This window comes from Rivularia sp. PCC 7116, assembly GCF_000316665.1.
In the GTDB taxonomy this organism is placed as follows: domain Bacteria; phylum Cyanobacteriota; class Cyanobacteriia; order Cyanobacteriales; family Nostocaceae; genus Rivularia.
On record NC_019678.1, the window covers coordinates 5,634,871 to 5,660,778 of the forward strand.

Annotated in this window: 17 protein-coding genes; 5 read left to right on the top strand and 12 right to left on the bottom strand. The window is 37.9% G+C overall.

What is annotated here, in order from left to right:
* Nucleotides 1–42 precede the first annotated feature (42 nt).
* Together RIV7116_RS21780 and RIV7116_RS21785 are read left to right on the top strand one after the other, a co-directional pair.
* Complete coding sequence (locus RIV7116_RS21780) at nucleotides 43–939, top strand: DUF3365 domain-containing protein (RefSeq protein ID WP_015120478.1); 897 nt, start codon at nucleotides 43–45, stop codon at nucleotides 937–939.
* A 123-nt stretch (nucleotides 940–1,062) separates the two neighbouring features.
* A complete protein-coding gene (locus RIV7116_RS21785) occupies nucleotides 1,063–1,959 on the top strand; it encodes a DUF3365 domain-containing protein (RefSeq protein WP_015120479.1) in 897 nt (298 codons plus the stop codon).
* A gap of 184 nt (nucleotides 1,960–2,143) precedes the next feature.
* Here the strand turns inward: RIV7116_RS21785 and RIV7116_RS21790 are convergent, their stop codons facing one another.
* Nucleotides 2,144–4,315: a caspase family protein gene (locus RIV7116_RS21790; protein WP_015120480.1), complete on the bottom strand. Its 2,172-nt coding sequence runs from the start codon at nucleotides 4,313–4,315 to the stop codon at nucleotides 2,144–2,146.
* Between the two features lie 697 nt (nucleotides 4,316–5,012).
* On the opposite strand from RIV7116_RS21790, the gene RIV7116_RS21795 reads away from it, so the two are divergent.
* On the top strand, nucleotides 5,013–6,209 hold the full coding sequence (locus RIV7116_RS21795; RefSeq protein WP_015120481.1) for a sigma-70 family RNA polymerase sigma factor: 1,197 nt from the start codon (nucleotides 5,013–5,015) through the stop codon (nucleotides 6,207–6,209).
* Nucleotides 6,210–6,262: 53 nt separating this feature from the next.
* Entirely contained in the window at nucleotides 6,263–7,441 is a 1,179-nt protein-coding gene (locus RIV7116_RS21800; protein WP_015120482.1) for a DUF1822 family protein, read from the top strand.
* A gap of 496 nt (nucleotides 7,442–7,937) precedes the next feature.
* Here RIV7116_RS21800 and RIV7116_RS21805 read toward each other — a convergent pair whose 3' ends face one another.
* From RIV7116_RS21805 to RIV7116_RS21840, 7 genes are all read right to left on the bottom strand, one after another.
* The gene (locus RIV7116_RS21805) at nucleotides 7,938–8,867 is read right to left on the bottom strand and encodes a hypothetical protein (RefSeq protein WP_015120483.1); all 930 of its coding nucleotides are present in this window, start codon (nucleotides 8,865–8,867) and stop codon (nucleotides 7,938–7,940) included.
* 336 nt (nucleotides 8,868–9,203) lie between these two features.
* On the bottom strand, nucleotides 9,204–10,763 hold the full coding sequence (locus RIV7116_RS21810; RefSeq protein ID WP_015120484.1) for a GMC oxidoreductase: 1,560 nt from the start codon (nucleotides 10,761–10,763) through the stop codon (nucleotides 9,204–9,206).
* Between the two features lie 666 nt (nucleotides 10,764–11,429).
* Nucleotides 11,430–12,542 carry an anthranilate phosphoribosyltransferase gene (gene trpD, locus RIV7116_RS21815; RefSeq protein ID WP_044292171.1) on the bottom strand — a complete coding sequence of 371 codons (1,113 nt, stop codon included), beginning with the start codon at nucleotides 12,540–12,542 and terminating at the stop codon, nucleotides 11,430–11,432.
* 107 nt (nucleotides 12,543–12,649) lie between these two features.
* A complete protein-coding gene (locus tag RIV7116_RS21820; RefSeq protein WP_015120487.1) occupies nucleotides 12,650–14,257 on the bottom strand; it encodes an iron uptake porin in 1,608 nt (535 codons plus the stop codon).
* Between the two features lie 242 nt (nucleotides 14,258–14,499).
* Entirely contained in the window at nucleotides 14,500–15,714 is a 1,215-nt protein-coding gene (trpB, locus tag RIV7116_RS21830) for a tryptophan synthase subunit beta (protein ID WP_015120488.1), read from the bottom strand.
* A 75-nt stretch (nucleotides 15,715–15,789) separates the two neighbouring features.
* Nucleotides 15,790–16,608 (bottom strand): tryptophan synthase subunit alpha, encoded by an 819-nt coding sequence (trpA, locus tag RIV7116_RS21835; protein ID WP_015120489.1) that lies wholly within the window; start codon nucleotides 16,606–16,608, stop codon nucleotides 15,790–15,792.
* Nucleotides 16,609–16,880: 272 nt separating this feature from the next.
* A complete protein-coding gene (locus tag RIV7116_RS21840) occupies nucleotides 16,881–19,079 on the bottom strand; it encodes an anthranilate synthase (RefSeq protein ID WP_015120490.1) in 2,199 nt (732 codons plus the stop codon).
* 224 nt (nucleotides 19,080–19,303) lie between these two features.
* On the opposite strand from RIV7116_RS21840, the gene RIV7116_RS21845 reads away from it, so the two are divergent.
* The gene (locus RIV7116_RS21845) at nucleotides 19,304–19,864 is read left to right on the top strand and encodes an antibiotic biosynthesis monooxygenase (RefSeq protein ID WP_015120491.1); all 561 of its coding nucleotides are present in this window, start codon (nucleotides 19,304–19,306) and stop codon (nucleotides 19,862–19,864) included.
* A gap of 744 nt (nucleotides 19,865–20,608) precedes the next feature.
* Here RIV7116_RS21845 and aroF read toward each other — a convergent pair.
* The 4 genes from aroF to RIV7116_RS21865 form a co-directional block, all read right to left on the bottom strand.
* Nucleotides 20,609–21,700: a 3-deoxy-7-phosphoheptulonate synthase gene (aroF, locus tag RIV7116_RS21850; protein WP_015120492.1), complete on the bottom strand. Its 1,092-nt coding sequence runs from the start codon at nucleotides 21,698–21,700 to the stop codon at nucleotides 20,609–20,611.
* Between the two features lie 332 nt (nucleotides 21,701–22,032).
* Complete coding sequence (locus tag RIV7116_RS21855) at nucleotides 22,033–23,850, bottom strand: ABC transporter ATP-binding protein (RefSeq protein WP_015120493.1); 1,818 nt, start codon at nucleotides 23,848–23,850, stop codon at nucleotides 22,033–22,035.
* A gap of 18 nt (nucleotides 23,851–23,868) precedes the next feature.
* Nucleotides 23,869–24,999, bottom strand: a complete 1,131-nt coding sequence (locus RIV7116_RS21860; protein ID WP_015120494.1) for a 50S ribosomal protein L11 methyltransferase — start codon at nucleotides 24,997–24,999, stop codon at nucleotides 23,869–23,871.
* The gene (locus RIV7116_RS21865) at nucleotides 24,996–25,865 is read right to left on the bottom strand and encodes a hypothetical protein (RefSeq protein WP_015120495.1); all 870 of its coding nucleotides are present in this window, start codon (nucleotides 25,863–25,865) and stop codon (nucleotides 24,996–24,998) included. The genes RIV7116_RS21860 and RIV7116_RS21865 overlap by 4 nt, the downstream gene beginning before the upstream one ends.
* Between the last annotated feature and the right edge of the window lie 43 nt (nucleotides 25,866–25,908).

The following is a 25,908-nucleotide window of genomic DNA, read 5'->3' on the forward strand; positions in this document are numbered from 1 at the left end:
ATAAGATTTGCGACTAACAACTAGCAGGTAATAACTAAAATCATGAAAATCGGAACTAAAGTTACTTTAACTCTAATATTTGTCTTTGCTATTGGTATTTTAATTAGTGGACTTTCGCTATCGAATGTATTAGATAAAAAAGCTCAAAATGAGATCAATGGCAAAGCTTTAGCGCTAATGGAAATGAATAATTCCGTGAGAAACTATACCAATGAGCGAGTACAGCCCTTATTGTTACCAAAAGCGGAAAGCCAAGAAAGATTTATTCCAGAATCAATACCAGCTTTTTCAGTTAGAGAAATCTTTGAATATTTTCGTAATAATCCAGAATACGCCAGTTTTTTATTCAAAGATGCAATGTTAGACCCTACTAATTTACGAGATAAAGCTGATGATTTTGAAGTTAAAATTATCAATCAATTTCGTAACCAGCCGAATAAGAATACTTTATCTGGTTTTCGCAACATTTCAGGCGCAAATCTTTATTATACTGCCAGACCTTTTCAGTTTGAAAACGAAAGTTGTTTGCGATGTCATAGTACTCCTGAAAAAGCTCCTAAAAGTCAGATAGCGACTTATGGAAGAGAGAATGGTTTTGGATGGAAGTTAAATGAAATTATTGGGACTCAAATAGTTTATGTGCCCGCTGAAAAAATTCTTACAAGTTCTTATAACTCATTTGTTTTAATTACAGGAATTGTGGTGGTAATTTTTGCAGTAGTAGTTTTGCTCATGAATCTGTTGCTGAAAACAACTGTATTACAGCGAATTAAGAGAATTTCTAAGGTTGCTGAAGAAGTTAGCGTTGGCAATATGGATGCTAATTTTGGCAGACAAAAGAAAGATGAAATTGGCGATTTAGCCGAAGCTTTTGACAGGATGAAATATAGCTTAGAGATTGCAATGAACATGTTAAATAAAAAAAGAAATAAAGATTAGTTTTTGTTGAAACAATACAGGTTTTGGATTAATTACAGTCAATGAAAAATCTAAAACATAAAATCCAAAATCTAGATTTTCCAAACATTGCCAGAAAAAATTATTGAACCTCATCATAAGATTATGAAAATCGGAACAAAAGTCACCTTCAGTCTGATAATTGTCTTTATCATTGGTATCTTAATTAGTGGGTTTGCTCTATCAAGCGTATTAGAAAACAAAGCTGAAAGGGAGATTGATGGTAAAGCTGAAGCTTTGATGGCAATGAATAATTCAATTAGGACTTATACAAACGATAAAGTACAGCCTTTATTGTTACCTAAACTACTAACTCAAGAAGAGTTTATTCCCGAAGCTATACCAACTTATGCTGTGAGGGAAACCTTTGACTTTTTTCGTAAAAGTTCGGAATTTGCCAACTTTTTCTATAAAGACGCGGCATTAAATCCTACTAATTTGCGGGATAAAGCCGATAGTTTTGAAACTAAAATCGTTAATAGATTTCGACAAGAGCCAAAAACAAAATCTATATCTGGTTTTCGCACCATGTCTGGAACAAAACTGTATTACACCGCGAAACCTTTCCAAATAAAAAATGAAAGTTGTCTTCGATGTCATACAACATTAGATAAAGCACCAAAAAGTCAAATAAACACTTATGGTACAGAGAATGGTTACGGATGGAAATTAAATGAAATTGTAGCCGCTCAAATTGTTTATGTACCTGCCGAAAGAATTATGCGTAATGCTCGTAGCTCTTTTGTTACAGTTATTTCGGTTGTAGCTATGATTTTTGCTGCTGTAATTGTCATAATGAATCTGTTATTAAAGAGAACTGTGCTTCAGCGAATCAGAAAAATTGCCACAGTCGCCGAACAAGTTAGCGTTGGTAATATGGATGCTAGTTTTGGCAAGCAAAATAAAGATGAAATTGGCGATTTAGCTGAAGCTTTTAACCGGATGAAATACAGTTTAGAAATTGCTATGAACATGTTGAATAAGAAGAATAAATCGGATTAGGTAATTGGAGATGGGGCATTGGTAATTGGTAATTGGTAATCTGTTCGCCAAACCAAAATTGCTGGGTAGAAGAGAAGGGGAGGGAGTGAGTATAATTCGTAATTCATAATTCGTGAGGAAGAAAATAAAAAATCATCATTCCATCCCCAATGCCCAATGCCCAATGCCCATTCCCCATTACCAACTATTCTTGCAATATGCGCTGTTTATATTCCTCAGCCATTCCAGAATCGGGAATATTCTGCGCTAGTTGATTGACGAATTCTTTGGCTGAAATTTGCGGATTGGATTCTAATATCCCCTCAATGATAAAATTTGCTATAGGGCCAATTAAATAAGTTAAGTCTTGTTCGCATCTGCTGATAAAATTCTTGTCAATGGTTGGATATGCTATAACTGGAGATTTCGCTAACTCTAACTGACTGTTAATGCTTGCTTCCTCTAAGATAGTTGTTGCTTGATTTTTGAACTGCGTTTTTTGTTGCAGTGATATATATTCAGTTAATTGCTCGATTAGTTCTTGATTGTTTGCTGATTTTTGAATAGATTGTTGCAATAATGTTGGCGCAATGATGCCAATAGAACGTTTTAATAAATTTTCTAATTCGGTATATTGTTCGGAATTTATAGTTAATTTTGTTTGGAGCGCGGATGGTGTTTCGAGTTTAGTAACTGCTTTTACCGGAGTGGGAGTCTTTTTAGGTATTTTGAACGCTATTTTATTAGTTGGGGTTTGTTGAACTTCTGCAAATATCTTGCTAATACCACCAGGTAAAATATCAATGATTGCTTGGGTACCGGAAAACCAACTTTGTAAATTTATACCTTTATTGTGCAAAGATTTTTGCAATTGAGTTATCCATTGAGCAACCGGTAATCCAAATCGAGGATTTGCCTTTTCTAAACTTTCGATCAAGTTTTGAGAAAAAATTTCCGATTTATCAATCGATGCTTGCGTAACGATTAAACATTGTCCGTAGTCGGTGCCGCACTGTAAATCTTCTATCCAATTTTGCGCTACACCAAGCTCTGAATCCGGGCTGACTAAATTCAAGATGACTATTTGCTGTGTTTTTTGAGCTTTACGCAATATTTTTCTTAAAAAACAGCGGCTCAGATGCACTCCATCACTTAAAATTAATCTGCCGTCTCCATCTTCAGTTTCCTTAACACAACCCCGTAAATAAAGTAAACAGGTGGATATGTTGTCAACACCTCCTATTTTTTTACCGTGTTGCGCCATTAAGTCTTCACTGGTTTGAGTAAATTTTTGAATTGCTCCTTTAATATCCGCCCAGTTTTGATTTTGCTGATGAAAACACTCCACCTCAAAATCACCAACACTAGCTAAAAGTTGACTTATTTTATTGCTCGAATCTCGATTTATCAAACCATCAGCGACGAAAGCACGTCTTAACTTTTGACGATTAACTTTCTTAGGCTTATATCCGACAATTAATTCCCCTACACCTTCCACAATTCTTTTGGGTGTCTGCTGGGGATACTCGGGATAAAGCTTCCTATCACCACGTTGTAGCTTTTGCTGATTGATTAAACGTACTTGATGATTTAATTTATCTATATATTGTGTTGTTTGCCGATAAACATATTTATATAATCCGTCAGCATCGATGAAACCACTGCTATCAGCAGCTTCCCCCGAAAACCCCTTCATTAAATAATAAGTAAAAACCCCATGCCCCAACTCGGGAAATTCCCAAGATTTTTGTCCGCGATCGCAACTAAGTAAAGCACAAAATCCCTTGCTTTGAGAAGCTCGCTGTCTCAAAACGCTCATTAATTGCGGAGTCGAGTTACTCACCGGAGTTTCTGCATCTCTGGAGCTACCGGCACCAGCACCCAACAATGCCATATCACCACTATGACAGGTATCCAAACATAATAACTGTTGCTTTGCAGGACTTTTACTCAACATTTCGACTAATTCCTGCATCGGCAAACCAGTACTTAACAAATTATCTTTATCAGTATCTGAAAAACACAATACAGCTTCTTGAGTACCGGGCTCTAGCATCCCATGTCCGGAAAAATAAAGCATTATCGAGTCATTAGGCTGAGAATACAAAATTATTTTCTTTAAACTTTCGCGAATATTCTTTAAATTGGGCATTTTTGAGGCAAAATCGTGATGCACCACAATTTCTTTACAGGGGAACCCTTCAGTAGCTTTGACAAGCGACTCTTCCAATCCCTGACAGTCTAAGGCTGGGTAACGCAAAGAAGGTAAGCCAATATCTTGATATTCGTTGACACCTACCAACAACAGCCAAAGCTTGGATTCTCCTGATTTTAATGTATAACTGGAATCGCTAGAACCTATACCTAGAGGAGCCATATTTTTAACCTCTTAATTCATTCTTCTATAGTTAATGGGATTTTTATGACTTATTTCTTAATCATAATATTTATTATTTGTCAACTTGCAATCGCAAATAGTTAACAATTTAATTTATACAATCTAGCTTACAAGTAGTCCATATAGAAAAGTGGTGTGATACCAATAAGCCTATTAGGGACTTAACTTTCGTACAACTGCCATCTATGAAGACTTGTCAATGTTTGGGTAAATACCCAATCAACTTAAAGATAATCTGCAATCGAGAAGAACTAGAGAAGAACTAGAGAAGAATGTTTTTAAATTCGATATGGCTCGTAGCAACGCCTGCCATTTACAAGCAAAAGGCAATTCATAAACACTAAGAACAATAATTAAAGATTTTTTAAGCAATTGCACCAATCATCCTCTAACATAAATTTCCCTATTTATATATAGGGCATAGAACCAAGGGATTATGCAGTAGAGCAATATTTGTTGCCTACTCTGAATCAAAATTTTATATTATTTATATACCAAGAAGTATTGACAAAACTGATTTGTTCGTAACAACTTATTCGTAGTTAATCGTAAATACATCAAAAAAATATTTTTAGAGCAAATAGTTTAGTTTTATTAGGTATAGCTTAAAAACAGAATCTACTATATTAGTAGCAGTATTTATGATGTTGATATGCATTTGTGAGTGGTAAAGTTTATGCGTTCTCGTAAAGGAATTACCGAATTATTTGCAACTTTTTTGCAATTTGACGCTGATAGAGTAGTTGGTTGGGCTACTGATGCCAGACTGCGTAGAAACATTACTAATCGTCAAAACAAATTGTCACAACCAGAAGATTCGGAAGATTTTTGGGTATCTTACTGGTATAAAGAATGGCAGTCTCAAACGAAAAATCTCGCAAGCGGACATTTATCGGCTTATTTGCAAGAAGTTTGTTATTGGGCTGCGAATAAAACAGCTACTAATTTTTCTTCGGGGCAATTTACTTTATCCGATTGCTTTCAAGCGATTGTCACCAAAACTGACAAAGTTTTGCAGGGTTTCAAGCCCGATATGGGTTTTAATATCAAAAATTATGCCAGTGCGATTTTCAGTAGCGAACTTAAGGAGTTACTGCGCCAGCAGAAAGAAGTTGATATTTCTACCGATTGGCGACTTTTACGTAAATTAACTCAAAAGCGTCTGGTAGAATCTTTAGAAAATGCTGGACTCCACGGACAAAAAGTTGAAAGTTACGTACTACTTTGGAAATGCTATCAAGCTTTGTATGCTCCCCGTAAAGAAAAGGGTACTCGCAAACTAGCAAGACCAGATGATACAGTATGGCAAAGTATTGCTCAGCTTTATAATAAAGAGCGTCAAACTCAACTTTCCAAATCTGGCCCGGAATGTAGCGGGCAAGCAGCAGAAAAATGTCTGCTTTCTTGTGCTAAAGCTGTCAGGGCTTATCTTTATCCCAACATGGCTTCCTTGAATGCAACCACCGGAGACAATGGAGGAGAATTTCAAGATATTCTGCCCCAACTCAGGCAAGATTCTTTACTTTCAGAAATAGTTGTTCAAGAAGAAATTGAAGAAAGAAAATCTCAGCAATCCCAAATTAGCGATGTATTAATTGCCGCGATCGCAGAATTAGACGAGCAAGGGCAAAATATCATTAAATATTATTATCAAGGAAATCTCAAACAATCCCAGATCGCAAAGGAATTAGGAGTTAAACAATACACCATATCTCGCCGTTTGAGTAAATGCAAAGAAGCATTATTGATAAAGTTGGCTACTTGGACAAAAGAATCGATGCATATTTCTTTAGACTCGTCGGTACTAGATTATATGAGTACAGTTTTGGAGGAATGGTTGCAAAACTACTACAAACCTGAAGATTCAAATTGAACTGTTAAAGAAGATCGCATTAATTTTATTATTCTCAAGAGGAAGCCAAAAGTATGACATTTGATTTAGAAACGCTAAGCCTGAATAGCCCTACAAACCTGTGGTTAGAAATTCCTGAAAACCAGCAAACCAAAATATGGGAACAAAGCCAAGCTTTTTCTACAGATAATCGTCGCTGGATGGCTTATCTCAACCGCTTGAGTTTAAAAACATTTTTACCTTGGTTTAAAGAGGAATACGCTCAAAACGCCAAAGTTTTTCCTAATTCAGCAACTCTACCCAGTGTCTGGGAAGTTACTAACGGTACCGGCATTTGCTTTAACGGTAAAAAATTAGTATTGATTCCCAGCGAAGCTTTAGATATATCGGAATTACGAGTTCCCCAAGAATGGGTTGATATTCCTAGCTGGAGTGCAGATTATTATGCAGCAGTGCAGGTAAATGTAGAAGCAGGATATATCAGAATTTGGGGTTATACATCCGCAGTAAATTTAAAAGAAAAAGGAACTTACGACGCTAACGAAAGAAATTATTGTTTGAATAAAGAAGATTTAATTTCCAACTTTAGTATTTTACGGATAGCGGCTCAAGTTTGTCCCGAAGAAATTACCAAAACAGAAACTGTTCCGTTAGCAGAATTGTCCGCAACTCAAGCAGAAAATTTAATTGCACGTTTGGGAAATTCCCAATTAATTAATCCCCGTCAAGCAGTACCTTTTACAATGTGGGGAGCGCTTTTAGAACATGGAGGTTGGAGACAGGGATTATACGAAAAACGTCAGGGAATGCAAAGACAATGGTCAATTCGCCAGTGGATGCAAACCGGAGTTTCAGAATTCGCCCAGCAATTTGGTTGGGGAAGCGTAGATTTACAGCCTAGTTTGGCAAGCTCCAGAGGTACCGAAGCACCAACCCAAGAAACAACTTTAATCAAAAAGATTACTATATCTGGCTTAGAATATCATTTATCAGTAAAACTCAGAAGCAATAATCAAAATAGAATTTGGCGATTTGAATTAAGAAGAGCCACCGTAGGAGAAATGATTCCCGTCGGCGTAAAATTAATGCTATTAACCGAAGACTTGCAGCCATTCGACGGCAACCAAGCCCAAGCCAAAAAACCCGTAGAAAGAATTTATGTAGATGTAGCCTTGGGTGGAGAAGAAGAAGCTTTGGTATGGAAGACAGAACCCGTATCCGATGATTATGAATATGAAACTTTGTATTTGTAGGAGTTGGTTTTGCTAAGAAATTAAAGGCGGGCAGGGATGCCCGCACCACAAGAGTAATTTGTAGGTTGGGTTACGTCTAACCCAACATTGCATCGTCGGTATTTTTAAATATCTATCCACAATTACTGCTTTATTCTTTATAAATTAAATCTCTTTTTATTGTTACTGATATTATTTCTGTTTGCATCTGAATTATTTAAACTTCCTTTTTCTCAGCGCTCTCTCCGCTTTAAATGTAGGGTGTGTTGTCACCGAGTGCAACGCACCATTACTCGTTATGAAAAATAAGTTTTAACTCAGCAAGACAAATCTGTCAAAACACTATAGTAACCCGTATTATATTCTCTTCTTTTTTGTTCAATATTTTCACCTGCTCTAACATAAATAGGTTTATAATTTCCATCTTGAGCATCGTATACCACAATTATATGAATTGCTTTTTGCAGTTACAGGATAAAAGCCGATGGCGAATTCAAATTAAAATATATGAGTTGAACTAAATTCTATTCCAACAATCTTGATTGTTAAATATAGAAGGATTCCAAGAAAAAGAAACATACGTTATAAATATATCTGTATCAGTTGATGTAAGATAATCTGAATCATATTCTAGTTTATAATTATTATCAAATGTTTTTCTTAAAAACTTGTTAGATATTTGTTTGGATATTTTAAAAAATTTTGCTTCTTCTTTTTGCATGTTTTCATAAATGGATAAAGCATGTTTTTCACTATCGGAAAAACATTGTGTAGACCCTTTTTTAATAACATATGTTACTGTCTTATTTTCACTATTTTTTAAATTATTTATATTAATTTGATTTTCTAAATAAAATATTCTTAGATAAAAAAATAGTTCTGCATTTTCAAAACAAAAATTTATATCCTTTTTTTGTTTTAACAATTTATAGCAATAAGTTTCTAGTATAGAAGCTATAAATCCTTTAGTACATATACTTTTTATCTTTCTATATGGATTAATGATTGTAAATATATTTGTACTTATGTTACTATGTTTATTTAGATATTCAAAACATTTATTTCTAGCTTTTTTAAAATCAGCTATAGATTCTTTTATTTTTTGTTCGGGAACATCCGTATTTTTAACTTCAAATCTTAAAGTTTGTAATCCTGATTCAATCAGACTATTAATTTCTTCATAAATTTCATTTTGTGGATTAATTTTACTAAAAGGAGCTAGTATTAATCTACTTATTCTATAACCGGCTTTGACTTTATTTTTATTTTTGTTACCTTCAAAGGCAAAGTCAAAATATACGTCTAATAACTTTCCTAACAGATTTAGAATAATATCAATATTTATTAAATTCTTTTCTTTAAACTCGATTTTACTTTTTCTATTATCTTTGTTTGAAAATAAATTTTCAATAGATTCCATAACCTCCATAAAAGCTTCGTGTTTCATAATATTTTTCAGGGACTACTAAATTTTTAAGGTATAAAATTACATAGTGTATATTCTCATAACTATATTAGAATTTAGAAGCTTTTTAAATACAATTAAAAAAACAAAAAACAAAAAACTATCTGGCGTTGCATAAATGTGGGATGAACTAGCGTCTAAAACTATTAATATTCCGCTCAAAATATAGCTAAATCATCCCATGATTAAGCAACACCAAGTCCGATTAATTACTTACTATATAACTCAGGGCAAATAAATTGTTTTTACCAATTACCAATTACCAACTACCAACACCCACAGATATAATAAGCGTTTCACCGGACATGATATTACTCCTTAATAATCGCGTTTGCGGTATCTGTTAAGAAATCTATCCAGATTACGCTCCGCTAAAGCCGCGATGGTAAGGGAAGGGTTGGTACAGGCTGTAGAACCTGGAATAAAAGCACCATCAACGACAAACAAATTACGATAACCGCGAACTCGTCCATAAGGACTGCATACAGCGCCAATTGTTGCACCACCAAGGGGATGAGCGGTAATGCTAGCATCTGGTTCAACAGCTAAAGTTGTGCCGTTAGCTTGGTTTAGCCGTTGGAAAAAATCTAAATTAGCCTTTTTAATTTTCTGATTGTTAGCAGAGTTCTGAGGCCAAACTAAATCGGCTGTTTTGGTAGAAGCATTATAGTTTAAAGAACCCTCCGGCTTGGTAATAGCAAGACTCACACCAGTATAAACGCCTTCAGGAACATTAGGAAAAGGTATTTGTTCAAATACCAAAGGGGCTATAGGGTTGTCGAAGTCCTCAATTACTGTAGCCGCAGGTCCCCCCTTTGTAGGATTGGTTTGCATTGAAGTAAGAACAGAAGCAAGTATATCTCCATTAGTCCCCCATCTTTTTCCTACTTGGTTATTAATACGGCGCAATTTTCCATTATTTTTAGCACGTAATAAAAGTTCTGTGGTTCCAATAGAACCAGCTGCTAAAAATAGATATTTACAAACAATAGTTTTTTTCTCAACTACATTTCCTTGCTCGTCGATTTTATTGCTTCTGATGCGAAAACGTCCGCGACTTGCTTCTTCTATGTCAATAACGACATGCAGAGGTCGTATCTCAACGAAGCCAGTAGCCTCAGCCATCGAAAGATAATTGCGGTCTAAGCTCTGTTTTGCTCCACTGTTGATGCCATAGTATACTTGACCGTCGATAGCAGAAGGAACTTTTGTTCCAGCAATCTCCTGCCGAACAATATCCCAATCCACATTCATATCAAGCTTGCGGGCTTTTAAATTAGCTTTCGCTGCTTGTTCCAAAACTATACGACTGGTTAAATAAAATGGACTTTGCAGGATATCATCGGGTATGGGGGAAGGTTTCAGAATCGAACGCACCCTTGGATAATAAACTCTATCGAGTTCTTCGTAATTTATGCTCCGAGAAAAAGCTCTATAAAAAAGTTCTTCAGTAGGCTGATAGGTTACTGCGTTATATACAAGGGAGCCACCACCTACCCCCGCTCCCCGCAAAACGTTAACCCCATCACCTTTCTTGATATCCAGAACTCCTGTGTATACATCAATAGGAGTTTCTCCAAATATGATTGTAGTTGGACTCAACCAAGTAGAACGACCATCGGGTTTATCATAGGTAGAAAAAGTATCACCTGCCGTACTTATGGGCCATCGTCGTCCGCGCTCCAGTACAACCGTCTCAATCCCCGCTTCAGCAAGCCTTAAGGAAGCTACCGCTCCACCAAAACCGCTACCAATAACCACAGCCTCTACACGTTCTTCCGAGCCTTCAGCAAAAGTCGCGATGTTGTAATAACCGATACTTGCAGTAGCCGCAAGAGTTGCTTGAAGGAACTGACGACGCTTAAATTTAGGATGCATATTTAATTTCCTGACTTACTTATTAATTGTTTTGATTGAATATTTGTTCCCATTAATTCTATGGGTAAAATTTTTGCTCAATTATGCAGTCTTAACTTAAAGTTTTTTGCAACGCTAAAATATATACTTAATAAGAGAATTTCACGTTTTAATTTTGTTGTCTTGCCAATTTGACATTTATTTACAATCAAAGCAAGCAAAGTAGTGTATCACAATAGATTTAGAAAAACATTTTAATTGGTATAAAAAAACAATAAAATAAAGACGTTGTCCTATAACGTCTCTACATAATTTCGGAATCTATTATTTAACTAACTGGGAACATCCCGATTTTGAACAAATATTTTACCCGACACCCTGCAAGGGTGCGGCTATATGAACGAAGCCCCTGAGCCGCACTTCGTGAACGGGTATCTCTCTTCGAGAGACGCTTCGCTAACGCGCTTTTTGGGGGAACGCCACTTGCTACAACGCGGGAAACCCGCGCAACGCAGTGGCTCCGGAAACCGACACCCCCTTGCCTTGTCTCACCACCTTTGTGGGCTACTAAGATTCTTAGCCCACGCAGGTGGGCTTTGTAATATTAGCCCCAGACTTATAGTCTGCGGGCTTTTTGCCGCCATTGGGATGCTCCCGAAACTGCTGCTACATGTTAAATTCAATCAGCTATTTCAAAAACCTTGCCAATTCTTGCAACTTCCGCCAAGGTTCCCCATCTTTCATCGCATCCTTAGCCATCAAGACAGCATCAGCAAAAGTTTGTAAATAATCACCAGTATCTGCAACGGCTTCACCCACATATAATGCTAAAGCAGCATTCAAAGCCACAACATCTTGCTGTTGTTGGGTACCTTTACCTTGTAAGACTGCTTTAAGTATGGTTGCATTCTCTTGAACTTCTCCACCTTTTATGCTGCTAATCGGTGCTGGAGTAATACCCAATTGTTCGGGATCTAATTCTAATATTTGTATTTTCCCGTTTGATAATACTGCTAAATCTGTTTTATCTCCTAAGCCAGCTTCATCTAATTTTTCCCTTCCGTGGAGTGTAATAGCACGACGAGTTCCTAGTTGATTAAGAACTCGGGCAAAAGTTTCTATCAAAACCGGACTATTAACTCCGATAACTTGCCCTGTAGGTTTGAGAGGATTGAGTAAAGGACCTAGTAAATTAAATACAGTACGGACTTTGAGAGTTTTTCGTAAAGGTGCAATTTTCTTGAGGGCTGGATGCCAATCCGGTGCAAACAAAAAGGTGATTCCTACCGATTCTAAAGCAGCTTGAGTTTTTTGAGTATCGGCTTTGAGATTAACGCCCAAGCCTTCCAAAACATCAGCAGAACCAGTTTTACCAGAAGAAGAACGATTGCCATGCTTTGCTACCTTCACTCCACAAGCAGCCGTGACAAAAGCGACTGCTGTAGAAATATTGAAAGTAGAAGCACGCCACTTGCTACAACGGAGGGAACCTCCGCAACGCAGTGGCTCCCCATCTCCACCAGTTCCGCAGGTATCAATAAAAGGTAAATTTCCGACAATATTTTCACGATTCGGTTTTACCGATTGAGAATGTAAAATCTCCACCATTCCCAACAATTCCTCAGCAGAAACTCCCTTAGCTTGAATAGCTGAAAGAATAGCACCAGACAACACATCCGGAATACTTTCCGTCAGCCAACCTTGCATTAAATCCGAAGCTTGAGAAACTTCCAGAGATTCACCAGAAAGTAATTGTTGCAAAATTGCAGACCAATTTTTAGTTAAGTTTGTAGTTTGCATAATTAGATTAAATTGGGAATTGGGAATTGGGAATTGGGCATGGGGCATGGGGAATTGGTAATTGGTAATTGGGAATAATTGTTTATTCTCCCCCCTCTACCCCCTCTCTAAAACGAAAAAGTAGTCCTCACCGTCCCGGTATAAATCGTTCCGTTTTCATTTTGATTGGCAGCGTTATCAATTATTTGCAGAGTGGGGGTAATTTGTACGTTTCTGCTAATTGGATAGTTGTAAAATGCTTCGTAATTTGTTTGGGTTGAATTGCCGATTTCGTTCGCGATAAAAGGCTGTCCCACTGCAACGCCAGCTAAAGCACCTCTGGTAAACAAGTCTCTAAATGCAACTCCAGCCATCCAATAATTCGGATTAATATCGCCAAAATTAGTATTGTTGTAACTACTGTATCCGTAGCGTCCGAATATACCAACTTTTTTGGCAAGGGTAAATTCTAAGTTGGCTCCGATTGCGTCAAAACGGTTATCAAATACTTCTCCACCGCTGTACTGTAAACGCAAAGCCAAATCCCTCGAAGGAGAAAATTCTACTTCTACTATACCTTGATAATTATCCCCAAATAAACCGCGTCCTCCTCCACTGGGAGCATTGGGAATATTGGGATTGGGAGCATCGTACAATACATTAATGAAAGGTGCATTACCGATAATTATTCCCTCGTCGCCGGGATTTGCTGCATCTGTTGCGGTATAGGCTGCTCGGATGGCGAAAGGTCCCCGCTTCGAGGGTTTCCAGTCAATTACTGCACCTGCGCTGGGAAACTCAATGGGGAACATTACATAGTTATTGACAAAAGCTTGAGTACTAAAGTCGCGGAAGCTGAGTTTGGCATAACTGTTAAAGTCTACAAAATCGGCTGCCCGCATATTTGGGCCGATAGTAACTGCTAAATTTTGACTGGGTTTAAAAGTGTAATAAAGTCTGGAAAGTTCAATATCTCTATCTGTAGGGGGATTGATAGAATAGTCTAAAGCACTTCCAAAAGATGGTTCTAAGAAACCTGCGGCATTATCTCTACCACCGTCAGGTTGACCGTTTGGCCCTAATATACCGCTTCCAGTTTCTAAGCGAAGTTTTAATAAGTCGCTTTTATTAAAGCTGGTATCCAAATCGATGCCAGCCCTGAATATCATCGTAGCATTCGGGTCGTCGTTAGCAACTGTTCTCCCAGTAGCATCAATAATACTGTCTCCATCAAAACCACCACCGTTAAGAGCAAATATTGCTTGTCCCCTTAATTTAGTAGTTGTAGAAAACTGATTTGCTTCTATTTCCGCAGTACGTGCTTCTAAAGTATCTACCCTACCGCGTAAAGTCGCTAATTCAGCACTAAAATTTTCTTGCAACCTCTGCAAAACTTCCAAATCTTCCCTACTAACCGCATCAGCTGTAGCAGTAGCAATCAACTCGTTAACTCGATCCAAACAAGCATTAAGTCCCGCAGCAAATTCATAACGAGTCATAGCCCGATTTCCGCGAAAAGTACCGTTGGGATATCCAGCAATACAACCATACCGCTCAACCAAAGACTGCAAAGCTTGAAAAGCCCAATCAGTTGGTTGAACATCACTTAATTGATTGACATTTGTAACCTGACTCATGCCAGAATTTTCTTCTACCTCTGCTTTAGCGGGGGATATTGTTAACAGAAAATAAGTAGTAAACGGTAGTAAAAATAGAAATTTGAAATTTTTAATCATTTTTCAAAATTGGTAATTGGTAATTGGTAATTGGTAATTGGTAATTGGTAATGGGTAATGGGTAATTGGTAATTGGTAATTGGTAATGGGTAATTGGTAATGGGTAATTGGTAATGGGTAATTGGTAATGAACTGGTTCCCAGTCTCAGGCTGGGAATCCCTACTCAGAGGCTCTGCCTCCAAATTAGCTGGGAGGCAGAGCCTCCCAATCTGCATTACAAGGCAGAGCCTTGTCACGAGATTCACTGCAACAACTTCACAACCGTCTGCACATCTTTATCTCCCCTACCGGAACAGTTGATCGCAATCCGAGGACTACCGCTCAACTGGGGACAAAGTGTTTCTAAATAAGCGATCGCATGAGATGTTTCTAAAGCGGGAATAATCCCTTCTAATTTGGATATCAACTGAAATGCGTCTAAAGCTTGTTTGTCTGTGACGCTGTAATATTCAGCACGATTGATATCTTTAAAATAGCTGTGTTCCGGGCCAACACCGGGATAATCTAAACCAGCGCTAACAGAGTAAGGCTCGATAATCTGTCCATCTCCATCCTGTAAAACGAAACTCATTGCTCCATGTAAAACACCGATTCTTCCATGTGTCAAAGTTGCAGCATGTTTATCAGTATCAACTCCTTCACCAGCAGCTTCTACACCGATTAACCGTACCGATTTTTCGTTAACAAATTCATGGAATAATCCCATTGCATTAGAACCACCACCAACGCAAGCCAGTAAAATATCGGGCAATCCACCCCATTTTTCCTCAGCCTGAGCGCGAGTTTCCTTACCGATTATCGCTTGGAAATCGCGGACAATCATCGGATAAGGATGTGGTCCAGCAACCGAGCCTAAAATGTAGTGAGTATTTTCAACATTAGTAACCCAATCCCGAATTGCTTCAGAGGTCGCATCTTTGAGTGTACCAGTTCCCGCTTCCACCGGACGAACTTCCGCACCCATCAACCGCATCCGGAATACATTCAGGGCTTGTCGTTCCATATCGTGAACGCCCATATAAATTATGCATTCTAAACCAAAACGAGCGCATACAGTCGCAGTTGCAACACCGTGTTGTCCAGCTCCAGTTTCGGCAATTATTCTTTGTTTACCCATGCGTTTGGCAAGTAAAACCTGACCCAAAGCATTATTAATTTTATGAGCGCCAGTATGATTTAAATCTTCACGCTTTAAGTAAATCTGCGCTCCCGTACCATCGGGACGAGCATAATATTGAGTAAGTCTTTCGGCAAAATAAAGTGGAGTTGCACGTCCGACATAATCCTTTAATAATCCTTGAAGTTCCTTTTGAAAATCTGGGTCATTACGATACTTTTGATAAGCCGTTTCCAATTCAGTTAGAGCGGGCATTAAAGTTTCAGGAACGTACTTTCCACCGAATTTTCCAAATCTTCCGAGAGCATCTGGTGTTGTTTTTTGAGTTGTTAGTAACATGATTTTGGTAATTGGGAATTGGTAATGGGGGAGAGAGGGGGGGAGAGAGGGGGGAGAGGGGGAGAATTTTGACCTTTAACCTTTAACCTTTAACCTTTGACCTTTGACCACTGATTTAAGCTCGGCGCAAAATTCTGTAATGGCTCGCAATCCTTGGTATGGTGTGGATTCTCCAAGACGTTTGACGAAAGCGCTACCAACGATTACTGCATCTGCTCCCCATTCTTTTACTTGGCGAGCTTGTTCTGGGCTGGATATACCAAAACCAACTGCGATGGGTTTATCTGTAAATTTTCTGATGTTTTGCAGTACGTCTTTGACTCTGGTTTGGATTTGAGAACGGACTCCGGTAACTCCGGTGACGCTGACTAAATAAATAAATCCGCGAGATTTTTCGGCGATCGCCTTGATTCTGTCATCGGGTGTGTTGGGAGTTACTAATAAAATTACTTCGATTCCTTGTGTTTCGGCAGTTTTAATTAAATAATCTGCTTCTTCTAAAGGTAAATCAGGTACAACTAAACCTTTGACTCCTGCTTCGGAAATTCTTTTCAGAAATTGCTCAATTCCCAAGTTGAGAATGGGATTGTAATAAGTAAATAAAATAATTGGGGCTGCAATCTTACGAGTTACTGACTGTGCTATCCGCAAAACATCATCTAAGCGCGTTCCCCTTTCCAAAGCGCGGGTTGCTGCTGCTTGAATCACCGGGCCATCGGCTAATGGATCGGAATAAGGAACTCCTAACTCAATAAAATCGGCTCCGTTGGCTTCTAATACTCCTAAAGCTTCCGTGGTGGTTTCTAAATCTGGGTCACCAGCAGTGATAAAAGGAATTAAAGCACATTGGTTTTCTTTGCGTAAATATTTAAATTTTTCAGATATTGAATTCATGGGGATTGGTAATTGGTAATTGGTAATTGGTAATTGGGCATTGGGTATTGGGCATTGCTATTTTTTATTAGGGGGAGGAGATTTGGAATTATGCAGCAATTCTCGGGAGTATGCTAATTTTGTCGTAACAATACCCCCGAAGGGTATCGCTACATTTACAAAGCCTGCCTTCGCAGGCTATTAATCTTCTAGCCTGCGAAGGCAGGCTTGGTAGGTGTAGCCCCAGGCTTATAGCCTGTGGGCGTTTTTGCCCACTCTTGCCCCTCTAAATCTCAACTAGCTAAAACCACTCCCTTAGCGGAACAGGTAAATTCACTGACTACATTAGTAATAATCGTTAATCCGGCTCCTCCAACTAAGGTCATGATAGATTCGGGATGGAACTGTACTGCGGCTATTGGTAGAGTTTTGTGTTCGATTCCCATTACTATTCCGTCTTGGGATATGGCTGTAATTTTTAGTTCTTCTGGTAAACTATCTTGCAAAGCGTGCAAGGAATGATATCTCCCAACTTCAAAGTTTTCTGGTAAGTCTTTGAAAGCTACGGAGTTTTTATCTACTACATTTACTAAAGATGTTTTACCGTGTTGGGGATAATCTAAAACTCCTAACTTTCCACCGTGGGCTTCAACTATTCCCTGCAAGCCCAAACATACGCCGAATATGGGGATTTCACGTTTCTTACAAGCTGCGATCGCGCTCTCTAGATTAAAGTCACTAGGTCTTCCGGGGCCAGGTGATAATACAACTAAGTCTGGCTTTTGTTCGTCAAATACCGATTCGGGGAAACCATGTCGTAATGTTGTGACTGTCGCACCAGTTTGACGAATATAGTTAGCAAGGGTATGCACGAATGAGTCTTCGTAATCTATTAGTAAAACTTTCTTCCCTGCTGCTGGTTTCGCTTCTTTGATGCCAAATTCTGGAACTATTGGTAAAGCAACTTCTTGATGAGATGCTCTATTTAAAGCTTGGAATAAAGCACCACCTTTAGTTAAAGTCTCCTGTGCTTCTGCTTCGGGGTCAGAATCATACAAAACTGTGGCACCAACTCTTACCTCTGCAATCGAATCTTGGAGTCGAATGGTTCTTAAAATTAAACCAGTGTTTAAACCACCTCTAAAATTAAAACCTCCCACCGCTCCACCATACCAACGTCTAGCGCTGCGTTCGTTCTGTTCTAAAAACTGCATTGCCGAACGTTTTGGCGCTCCAGTGACGGTAACTGCCCATAAATGAGTCAAAAATGCATCTAAAGCATCAGCTTCCGGCTTTAATACGCCTTCTACATGGTCAACTGTATGGATAAGATGACTGTACATTTCAATTTGACGACGACCGATAACCCTTACAGAACCTGGTTCGCAAATCCGCGATTTATCATTGCGATCTACATCGGTACACATAGTAAGCTCGGATTCATCTTTGCGTGAATTAAGCAACTTCTGAATTTGTACCGCATCATCAATAGCAGTTCCTCCCCTTTTTATTGTGCCGCTGATGGGACAAGTTTCCACCCGTCTACCTTCAACTCGAACAAACATTTCTGGAGATGCACCAATTAGATATTCCCCACCCAAATTAAAAATAAATCCATAGGGGCTGGGATTAATTTTTCTGAGAGTACGGAATAATTCTGTAGGAGATTTTTCGCAGGTTTCGGAAAAGCATTGAGAAGGAACAACTTCAAATAAATCGCCACGTCGGAAATAATCTAAAGCTTTAACAACCTGTTGTTGATATTCACCCGGTGCATGATCGGAACCTTGAGTGACGTTGAGACGCTTACCGCGATAATCAATCTTCTCACCTTTGCGGGGTAAATCTCTAGTGCTACCGTTTTTAGTTACAAAATCATACTGCATCCGAAAAGCTTGTTGTAGATGGTAGTCAACAACCAACAACTCATCCGGTAAATATAAAACTAAATCTCTTTGGTCGTCTTCCCGCTGCAACTGCTTGGGCATTTGTTCAAACTGGAATACCAAATCGTAACCCAAAGAACCGTAGAGACCTAAATTTTCATCCAACGGACTGAAAAATGCAGAGATGATTTCTCGGATAACGCTAAAAACAGATGGTTGTCTGCTGCGCTCTTCTTCAGAAAATAAACGGTCGCTTGGCTTAATCGAACCCGAAATACAGTTATCTGCTTGATTTAATTCTTGAATATATGGTTTGTCTAATAGTAAGTTTGTCAAGAAATCGAGTAAAACCAAACCCCGTTCGTTATGGGCAGTAATTTTAAAAGTTCTGTCTCTAGTAGATATTTCTAAAGGAGGGTTGACAAAACCAATAGCCCATCTTTTATATCTTCCTGGATATTCATAGCTGCTAGCTAATAAACCACCCCGCTGAGAATCTAAACGCATCAAAACTTCATCAATAGCAGAATCGATAGAAGTATTAGTAACGGTACGGGATATAAATATACCACCCTGAGTTGTGTAGGAACTAGTGTCAAATTGCATAATATTATTTTCCAACCTGCTTTAATTTTGTATAGGGTTGAGTAAATATTGCTTATGCAGTTTGGCAAAATAGTTTACATATCTTCATGTAGTTTGTAGGGTGAGTGACGGTCACGAAAAATTATAAAATACAACCAAAAGAATTAATATTACCTTCACCCACCACAGGTTAATTAGTGCTTCACTAATCGCGATCGCAGCACCCTACAAACAAAAAAACTTCCATGACGAATTTAAAAGAAAATCAATCAAATCAACAAGTTACAGCAGTAATTTCCCACTATATCCGTCCCGGTAGAGAACCAGGATATGAAGAGTGGCTGCAAGGTATTTCCGAAGCAGCAAGACAATTTGAAGGTCACTGTGGGTTAACTATTCTCAGACCGCAACCTGGTAGAACAGAATATGTAATTATTTTACGCTTTAATAAATATAATAATCTCTGTAAGTGGATGAAGTCATCCGAACGAAAACAATGGATAGAACGCGCACAGCCTTTAATTGAAAAGCCTGAAAACGTACAATACTTAACGGGATTAGAAGCCCTAGTATCTCTTCCCAACACAGCTTCTGCTCCACCACCAAAATATAAAACTGCCTTTGTCACTTGGATTGGGGTTTTCGTTTGTGCATCTATTCTGGGTTATTTTCTCGGTCCTTATGTAGCGGTTTTACCTTTTTTATTACGTCAAGCCATAATGACCGGAATTACAGTCGTTTTATTAGCTTATGTAGTCATGCCCAGGTTAACTAAATTGTTTTATAAATGGCTGCATTCCTCATAAATTTCAAAAAATTAAAAATATTTTATTCGTAGGGTGCTGTGACGGTTACAGAAAACCTTAAATCACAATCAAAAAATTCAAAAAATACCGTCACGCACCAATTAACTAAAAATATTTTATTCGTAGGGTGCTGTGACGGTTACAGAAAACTTCAATTACAATAAATAAATGAGATGATACCGTCACGCACCAATTAACTATAAAAATATAACCTTCCAAAATTTTGAATTTATATTTAATATTTTATAGCTCAAGAATGATTATAAAAAGAACAAGGTGCGTGACGGTAATATCAATTCTTTTCGCTGTGTTTTATAATTATTTCTTAACCGTCACAGCACCCTACTGTGACGGTTACAGAAAACTTCAATTACAATAAATAAATCAGATAATACCGTCACGCACCAATTAACTAAAAATATTTTATTCGTAGGGTGCTGTGACGGTTACAGAAAACTTCAATTACAATAAATAAATGAGATGATACCGTCACGCACCAATTAATTATGAAAATGTAACCTTCCAAAAATTTGAATTTATATTTAATATTTTATAGCTCAAGAATGATTATAAAAAGAACAAGGTGCGTGACGGTAATATCAATTCTTTTCGCAGTGTTTTATAATTATTTCGTAACCGTCACAGCACCCTACAAAAAATTGAAAACCCGATTTTATAGAAAAACCAGGTTTTATTAAACTATTTAAATTAACTGTTCGTAGTAAGGATTTTAATCCTTATTCATCAAACACCAACTTTAATACCACTTTCACTAACGAAACTTGATATTAAACTAGAACTATTCCCACGTCCAAAGTATTCCGATAGAGGCTTCAACTCTCGCATCAAATCAACGAAATTACCGGGGGTCAAAGATTGTGGCCCATCCGAAAGAGCTTTTGCAGGATTAGGGTGAACTTCAATCATCAAAGAATCGGTACCAGCAGCGATCGCAGCTTTAGCCATTGTAGGTACAAACTTTGAGTAACCAGTAGCATGACTGGGGTCAATCATAATTGGTAAATGAGTCAGAGTCCGCAATACTGGAACAATCGACAAATCCAAAACATTGCGAGTATATTTCTTATCAAAGCTGCGAATTCCGCGCTCGCATAAAATCACGTTGGGATTGCCAGTAGATAAGATATATTCAGCAGCCATTAACCACTCTTCAATTGTTGCAGACATCCCACGTTTCAGCAAAATTGGTTTACCAGCAGCACCCGCTTTCTTCAATAGCGAGAAGTTTTGCATATTTCTAGCACCAATTTGTACCACATCCGCAATCTCTGCAACTTTATCTAAATCGGCGGTATCCATTACTTCAGTAATAATTCCCAAACCGGTAGCTTCTCTTGCCTTAGCCAACAAATGCAAAGCGCTTTCACCGTGCCCTTGGAAAGAATAAGGCGAACTACGAGGCTTGTAAGCACCACCTCTAATGAATTGTGCCCCATTAGCTTTAACTACCTTGGCAGTCTCTACAATCATCTCTTCATTTTCTACCGAACAGGGACCAGCAACAACAATCAAAGGATGATTTGGACCGAAAGTTACAGCACCGTTGGGAGTCTGTACAACAACTTCAGAATGTTCGCCGTTACGGAATTCTAAAGAAGCTCGCTTAAAAGGCTGTTCAACTCGGAAAACATCTTCAATAAAAGGACTAATTTGTTGAATATACCCAAGATTAATATTAGAAGTATCGCTGACTAAACCAATTACAACCTTTTCTTTACCAACTATCTTTTCAACAGTTCCATCATAAACGCTCAATTCCCCAATAATACGCTCAATTTCCTGTTCGGGAGTTCCGGATTGGGTAACAATAATCATTTTTCTTCAATATCCTTTTTTCATCTGATATTGATTTATAGGGGAAGGGTTGTTTGGCTTATGCAATTAATATCATGTTCGGTTAAACAGTTATCATATCTGTGAGGTTTGGTAATGGGTAATTGGTAATTGGTAAGTAAGTCGGCATTAGAAAATCAAGGTATGGCATTGCGAGTGGAACAAAGTGAAACGTTCACCTTTATGTGTTCCCGAAGGGTAGCAATCCCAGGGATTTGATGACTATTTACATTCTGTTACATGGTTCGTTTTATTTGTGCCGACTTACTTAATTGATAATTGGTAATAAACAACTATCGAAACCCTTACTTCTACTACTTATATTGCTTAGCCTGTGTTTCAAATAAAAATTCGTAGCTTCCGCCTAGCTGCATAAGTTCGTCGTGAGTGCCACTTTCAATAATTCTACCTTTATCCATCACATAAATTCTGTCAGCCATTTTTACTGTCGATAAACGATGACTAATGAGAATGGCGGCTTGATTTTTGATTAATTGACGGAATTTTTCAAACACTTCGTATTCGGCTTTCGGGTCCATAGCGCTGGTGGGTTCATCTAGAACAATCACTTGAGAGTCGCGTAAAAAAGCTCGTGCTAATGCGACTTTTTGCCATTGCCCAATACTAAGTTCTTCCCCTTGCTCGAACCATTTACCTAGCATTGTTTCATAGCCTTGAGGAAGCCTTTTAATAACATCATCAGCACCAGAATGACGTGCAGCAGCAATAATTCTATCGGTGTTTTGGGGAGTGTCAATGTTCCCCAACCAAATATTTTCTTGTGCTGTAAAATGATATTTCACGTAATCTTGAAAAATAACGCTAAATTGACGGCGTAATTGTGTAATATCAAAATCACACAGGTCAATATCATCAAGGGTAATTCTTCCACTTGTAGGCTCGTATAAGCGACATAAAAGTTTAATTAAAGTCGTTTTTCCAGAACCGTTTTCACCAACTAAAGCAATTACTTCTCCAGGTTTAATTGTCAGGTTAATATCTTTGAGTGCTTGACGGGTAGTGGTGGAATATTGGAAATTGACATTATTAAATACAATCCCCTTTTGCATCGGTTGGGGTACTGGTTTGGGATATGCAGGTTGAGCTATTTTGGGCTTAAGATCGAGAAATTCGTAAAGATTCGCTAAAAATAAATTGTCTTCATAGAGGGAGGATAATCTACCCAAAACTCCTGTAAGTGCATTTTGTCCCCGTTTAAGTCCTTCATGATAGAGAACTAAATCCCCAATCCGAATTGCTCCTAAAAAAGCTTGATATATTATGAAACCATAGGCTGCTAACATCAAACTACTTGCTAAGATTTGAGCGGCGAAAGTAGCTAAAGAACGTTTCTTTGAAATTGCTAGACTTTCTTGAAATAGTTTCTGGCGCAACTTGTCAAACCGCTGACTGAAAAGGTTACCTAAATCAAACAAACGAATTTCTTTGGCAAACACATCACCTGTCAACAACCAATTCAAGTAATAGCCTTCTCGTTCCATTGTGGTACGTCTGCGACGCCAGCGATACATGATATCGGTAAACTTGATTCGTACTAATACTGATGGAATTGCAGCAACAAACAATAAACCCGCAATTCCCCAATGCAGTGACAGCATTAGTCCAACCATTGCCACGAGAGAAATACTATATTGACCAACTGTAACGAGATTATTCAGTATACGATTTGGTCTATAAGATGCTTCTTCTTGCGCCCTTTTTAAGGCATCATGGTATTGAGCATTTTCGTAATAATCTAAGTCTACTTCAATAGATTTTGCATGAATAATACTGCTCATATAGTCTGTGACTCTTTGAGACTGAGCAGTATGAATTAGTTCTGCGAAAGAATTGCATATAGTGCTAACAAAGGTAACTAATCCTGTTAGCATCAGTAAAATTATTAGTTGATTTCCACTGCTGGCTTTATCTGTAATGCTGAGGCTATTTACTATTGTATCAATAATTAATTTAGTTAAATACAGTAGTAATAAAGGTAAGATACCTTGAATAATAATCAGAACAATATAAGCAGCAGTCCACTTTGGTGCAGCTTGCCAAACTAGACGTAATGCAGGTAGTAAACGTAAAGCTTGTTTGAGTTTGCGCTGTAATTTTTGTAGGGAGGACATTACAATTAGCTCTCCATACTAAGAAAAACTACCAACTAAATTCTGAACAAAGTCGATAGCTTTTTCTGAACTCGAAAATAATTGCGGATATTCTTTTTTTACATAATGACCGAGTTCTTTTATAGAAAAAGTGCCATCGCTGTGAGATAAAACATACATTGCTGCTTTACCTTTTTCGTTAATTTGCGGTTGATAGTCGTGGGCTATCTTCTTGATAGTTTTGATAGTTCTGGGTGTGGAAAAGAAAGTAGAGCGTAGTTGTTGAGTTTTTGATGTTTTAACTTGCCAAACCCAATCACCAAAAGGAGGACGCTGTAGTTTAAAGCTTATTTCTTCACCTGCTGTAACTTCAATGGGAGGATCGAGGGGTAAAAAAGCAGGAGACCAATGTAGCGCCGGTTCGTGGGGTGCTGTGGATAGCCAAGTATCACCCAATTGCATTCTAAACCAGCCAGCAAAGCCATGACACAATCCGGGTTCTTCACCTAATTCTTTGATTGTGAAATTTACTTGTGTTTGACAATAGGTACTGGTGGCTTGATAAAAATCCATTGCTAACAAATCGTGCGGCTCGGCTAAATATTTCGCCTTAGATAAACTGGTTCGGTAGTAAATTGCTTGACTGGCGTAAGTTCTACCAGGACTTTGGTCAATCTCCATATGTGGTTGCGACCAAGCAGCAATATTTGCATTATATATTTCTGGTGCATAAACAGGAACTGCTTCCATTACTGCACCTTCAGGAATTAAAACACCGCCAGGTTTGAGATATTTATCCCGTGCATAAAATAATGAAGGTAATAAATCTTCTTCTAATAAAAAATTACCTGTAAAAACGGAAATTATTACATCAACTTTTTCGGGTAAATCAATTTCTTCTATTTTACCTTTTAGGCACTCAATTCTATCGCTAAAACCATTTAGTTGAGCAATTTGATTCGCAACTGCTATGATATCTTGTGGTTCAACTAAGTAAACCTTTTTGGCTCCTAATTTTGCCGCTAAAATGCCATGAATACCGGCACCAGAGCCTAAATCAAGAACGACGCTATCGGGAGTAATGACTTTTTCTAAGGCATCGTAATAAGCTTGGTTGCGTCGATAATCAAAAGTCATACTTTGATGACCCTGTACGTGTAAGTAGCTCACAAATTATGAATTTCCTCTAATAAAAAATTGTACACATCGGGCAACATTGAAAATTCACGCGGGTAAAAAAGTTTTTTAACTGGTACCCGCGCAACTAATTTAGTATATGCATTCAAAAGATTGGGAGTTTTCGGAATAAATAAGCTCACATCATAACCGTGAGTTACCAAACTGAAAACAGCTTGAGATTGAGAAATAGTTTCAGTATATATATCTTGATTCTGACTTTCTTCTAATAAATAGATAATGCCCATTGTTACAGGAGCATCATGTATTACCGCACCTATATTTTCTGGTTGATAGAATATCTTGTAATTTGTTTCTTGTGAATTATTCAAACCCAAACTTTCACCTGTATGAGGATAAAGTTTTATTCTACTATTTCCCGGAATTACGAAATTATTATCGTTAATAACTAGTACATCATCTGTAATAAAACCTGCGCCGCGAGAAGCACAATAAGCGCTGAGTGTAGATTTTCCTCTTCCGGAATAACCTACAAATGCTATTCCTAATTCTTCTAAGGATATTGCATTAGCATGAATTGCTACTTGCCCTTGTAAATTTAAGCAAATTCCAGTCAGAACGCTTGTAAAACCTAAAGTAAGTTCGCCAATATCCATGTCTCGGGCTTCTTCTGAAATCATTAGTTTTATTTCAGAACCATCTGCGTTTACCCATGCTCCTATTTTTTCATTCCAGGAAACCCAATAAGGAGGATTAGCAAATCTTTTAGTGCTTGAATTATTAGATTGTTCGTCTTCTGTTTCTACAGGTAATTCGTGAGTATATTCTAATGATAATTTTACCGATCCAGGAAGTGGTGCTAACTCTTTATATACAGTTGAAAGTATAGCTGGAGACATAATTCATGGTAAATAATATATTTGATTGAGTATTGTTTGTAAG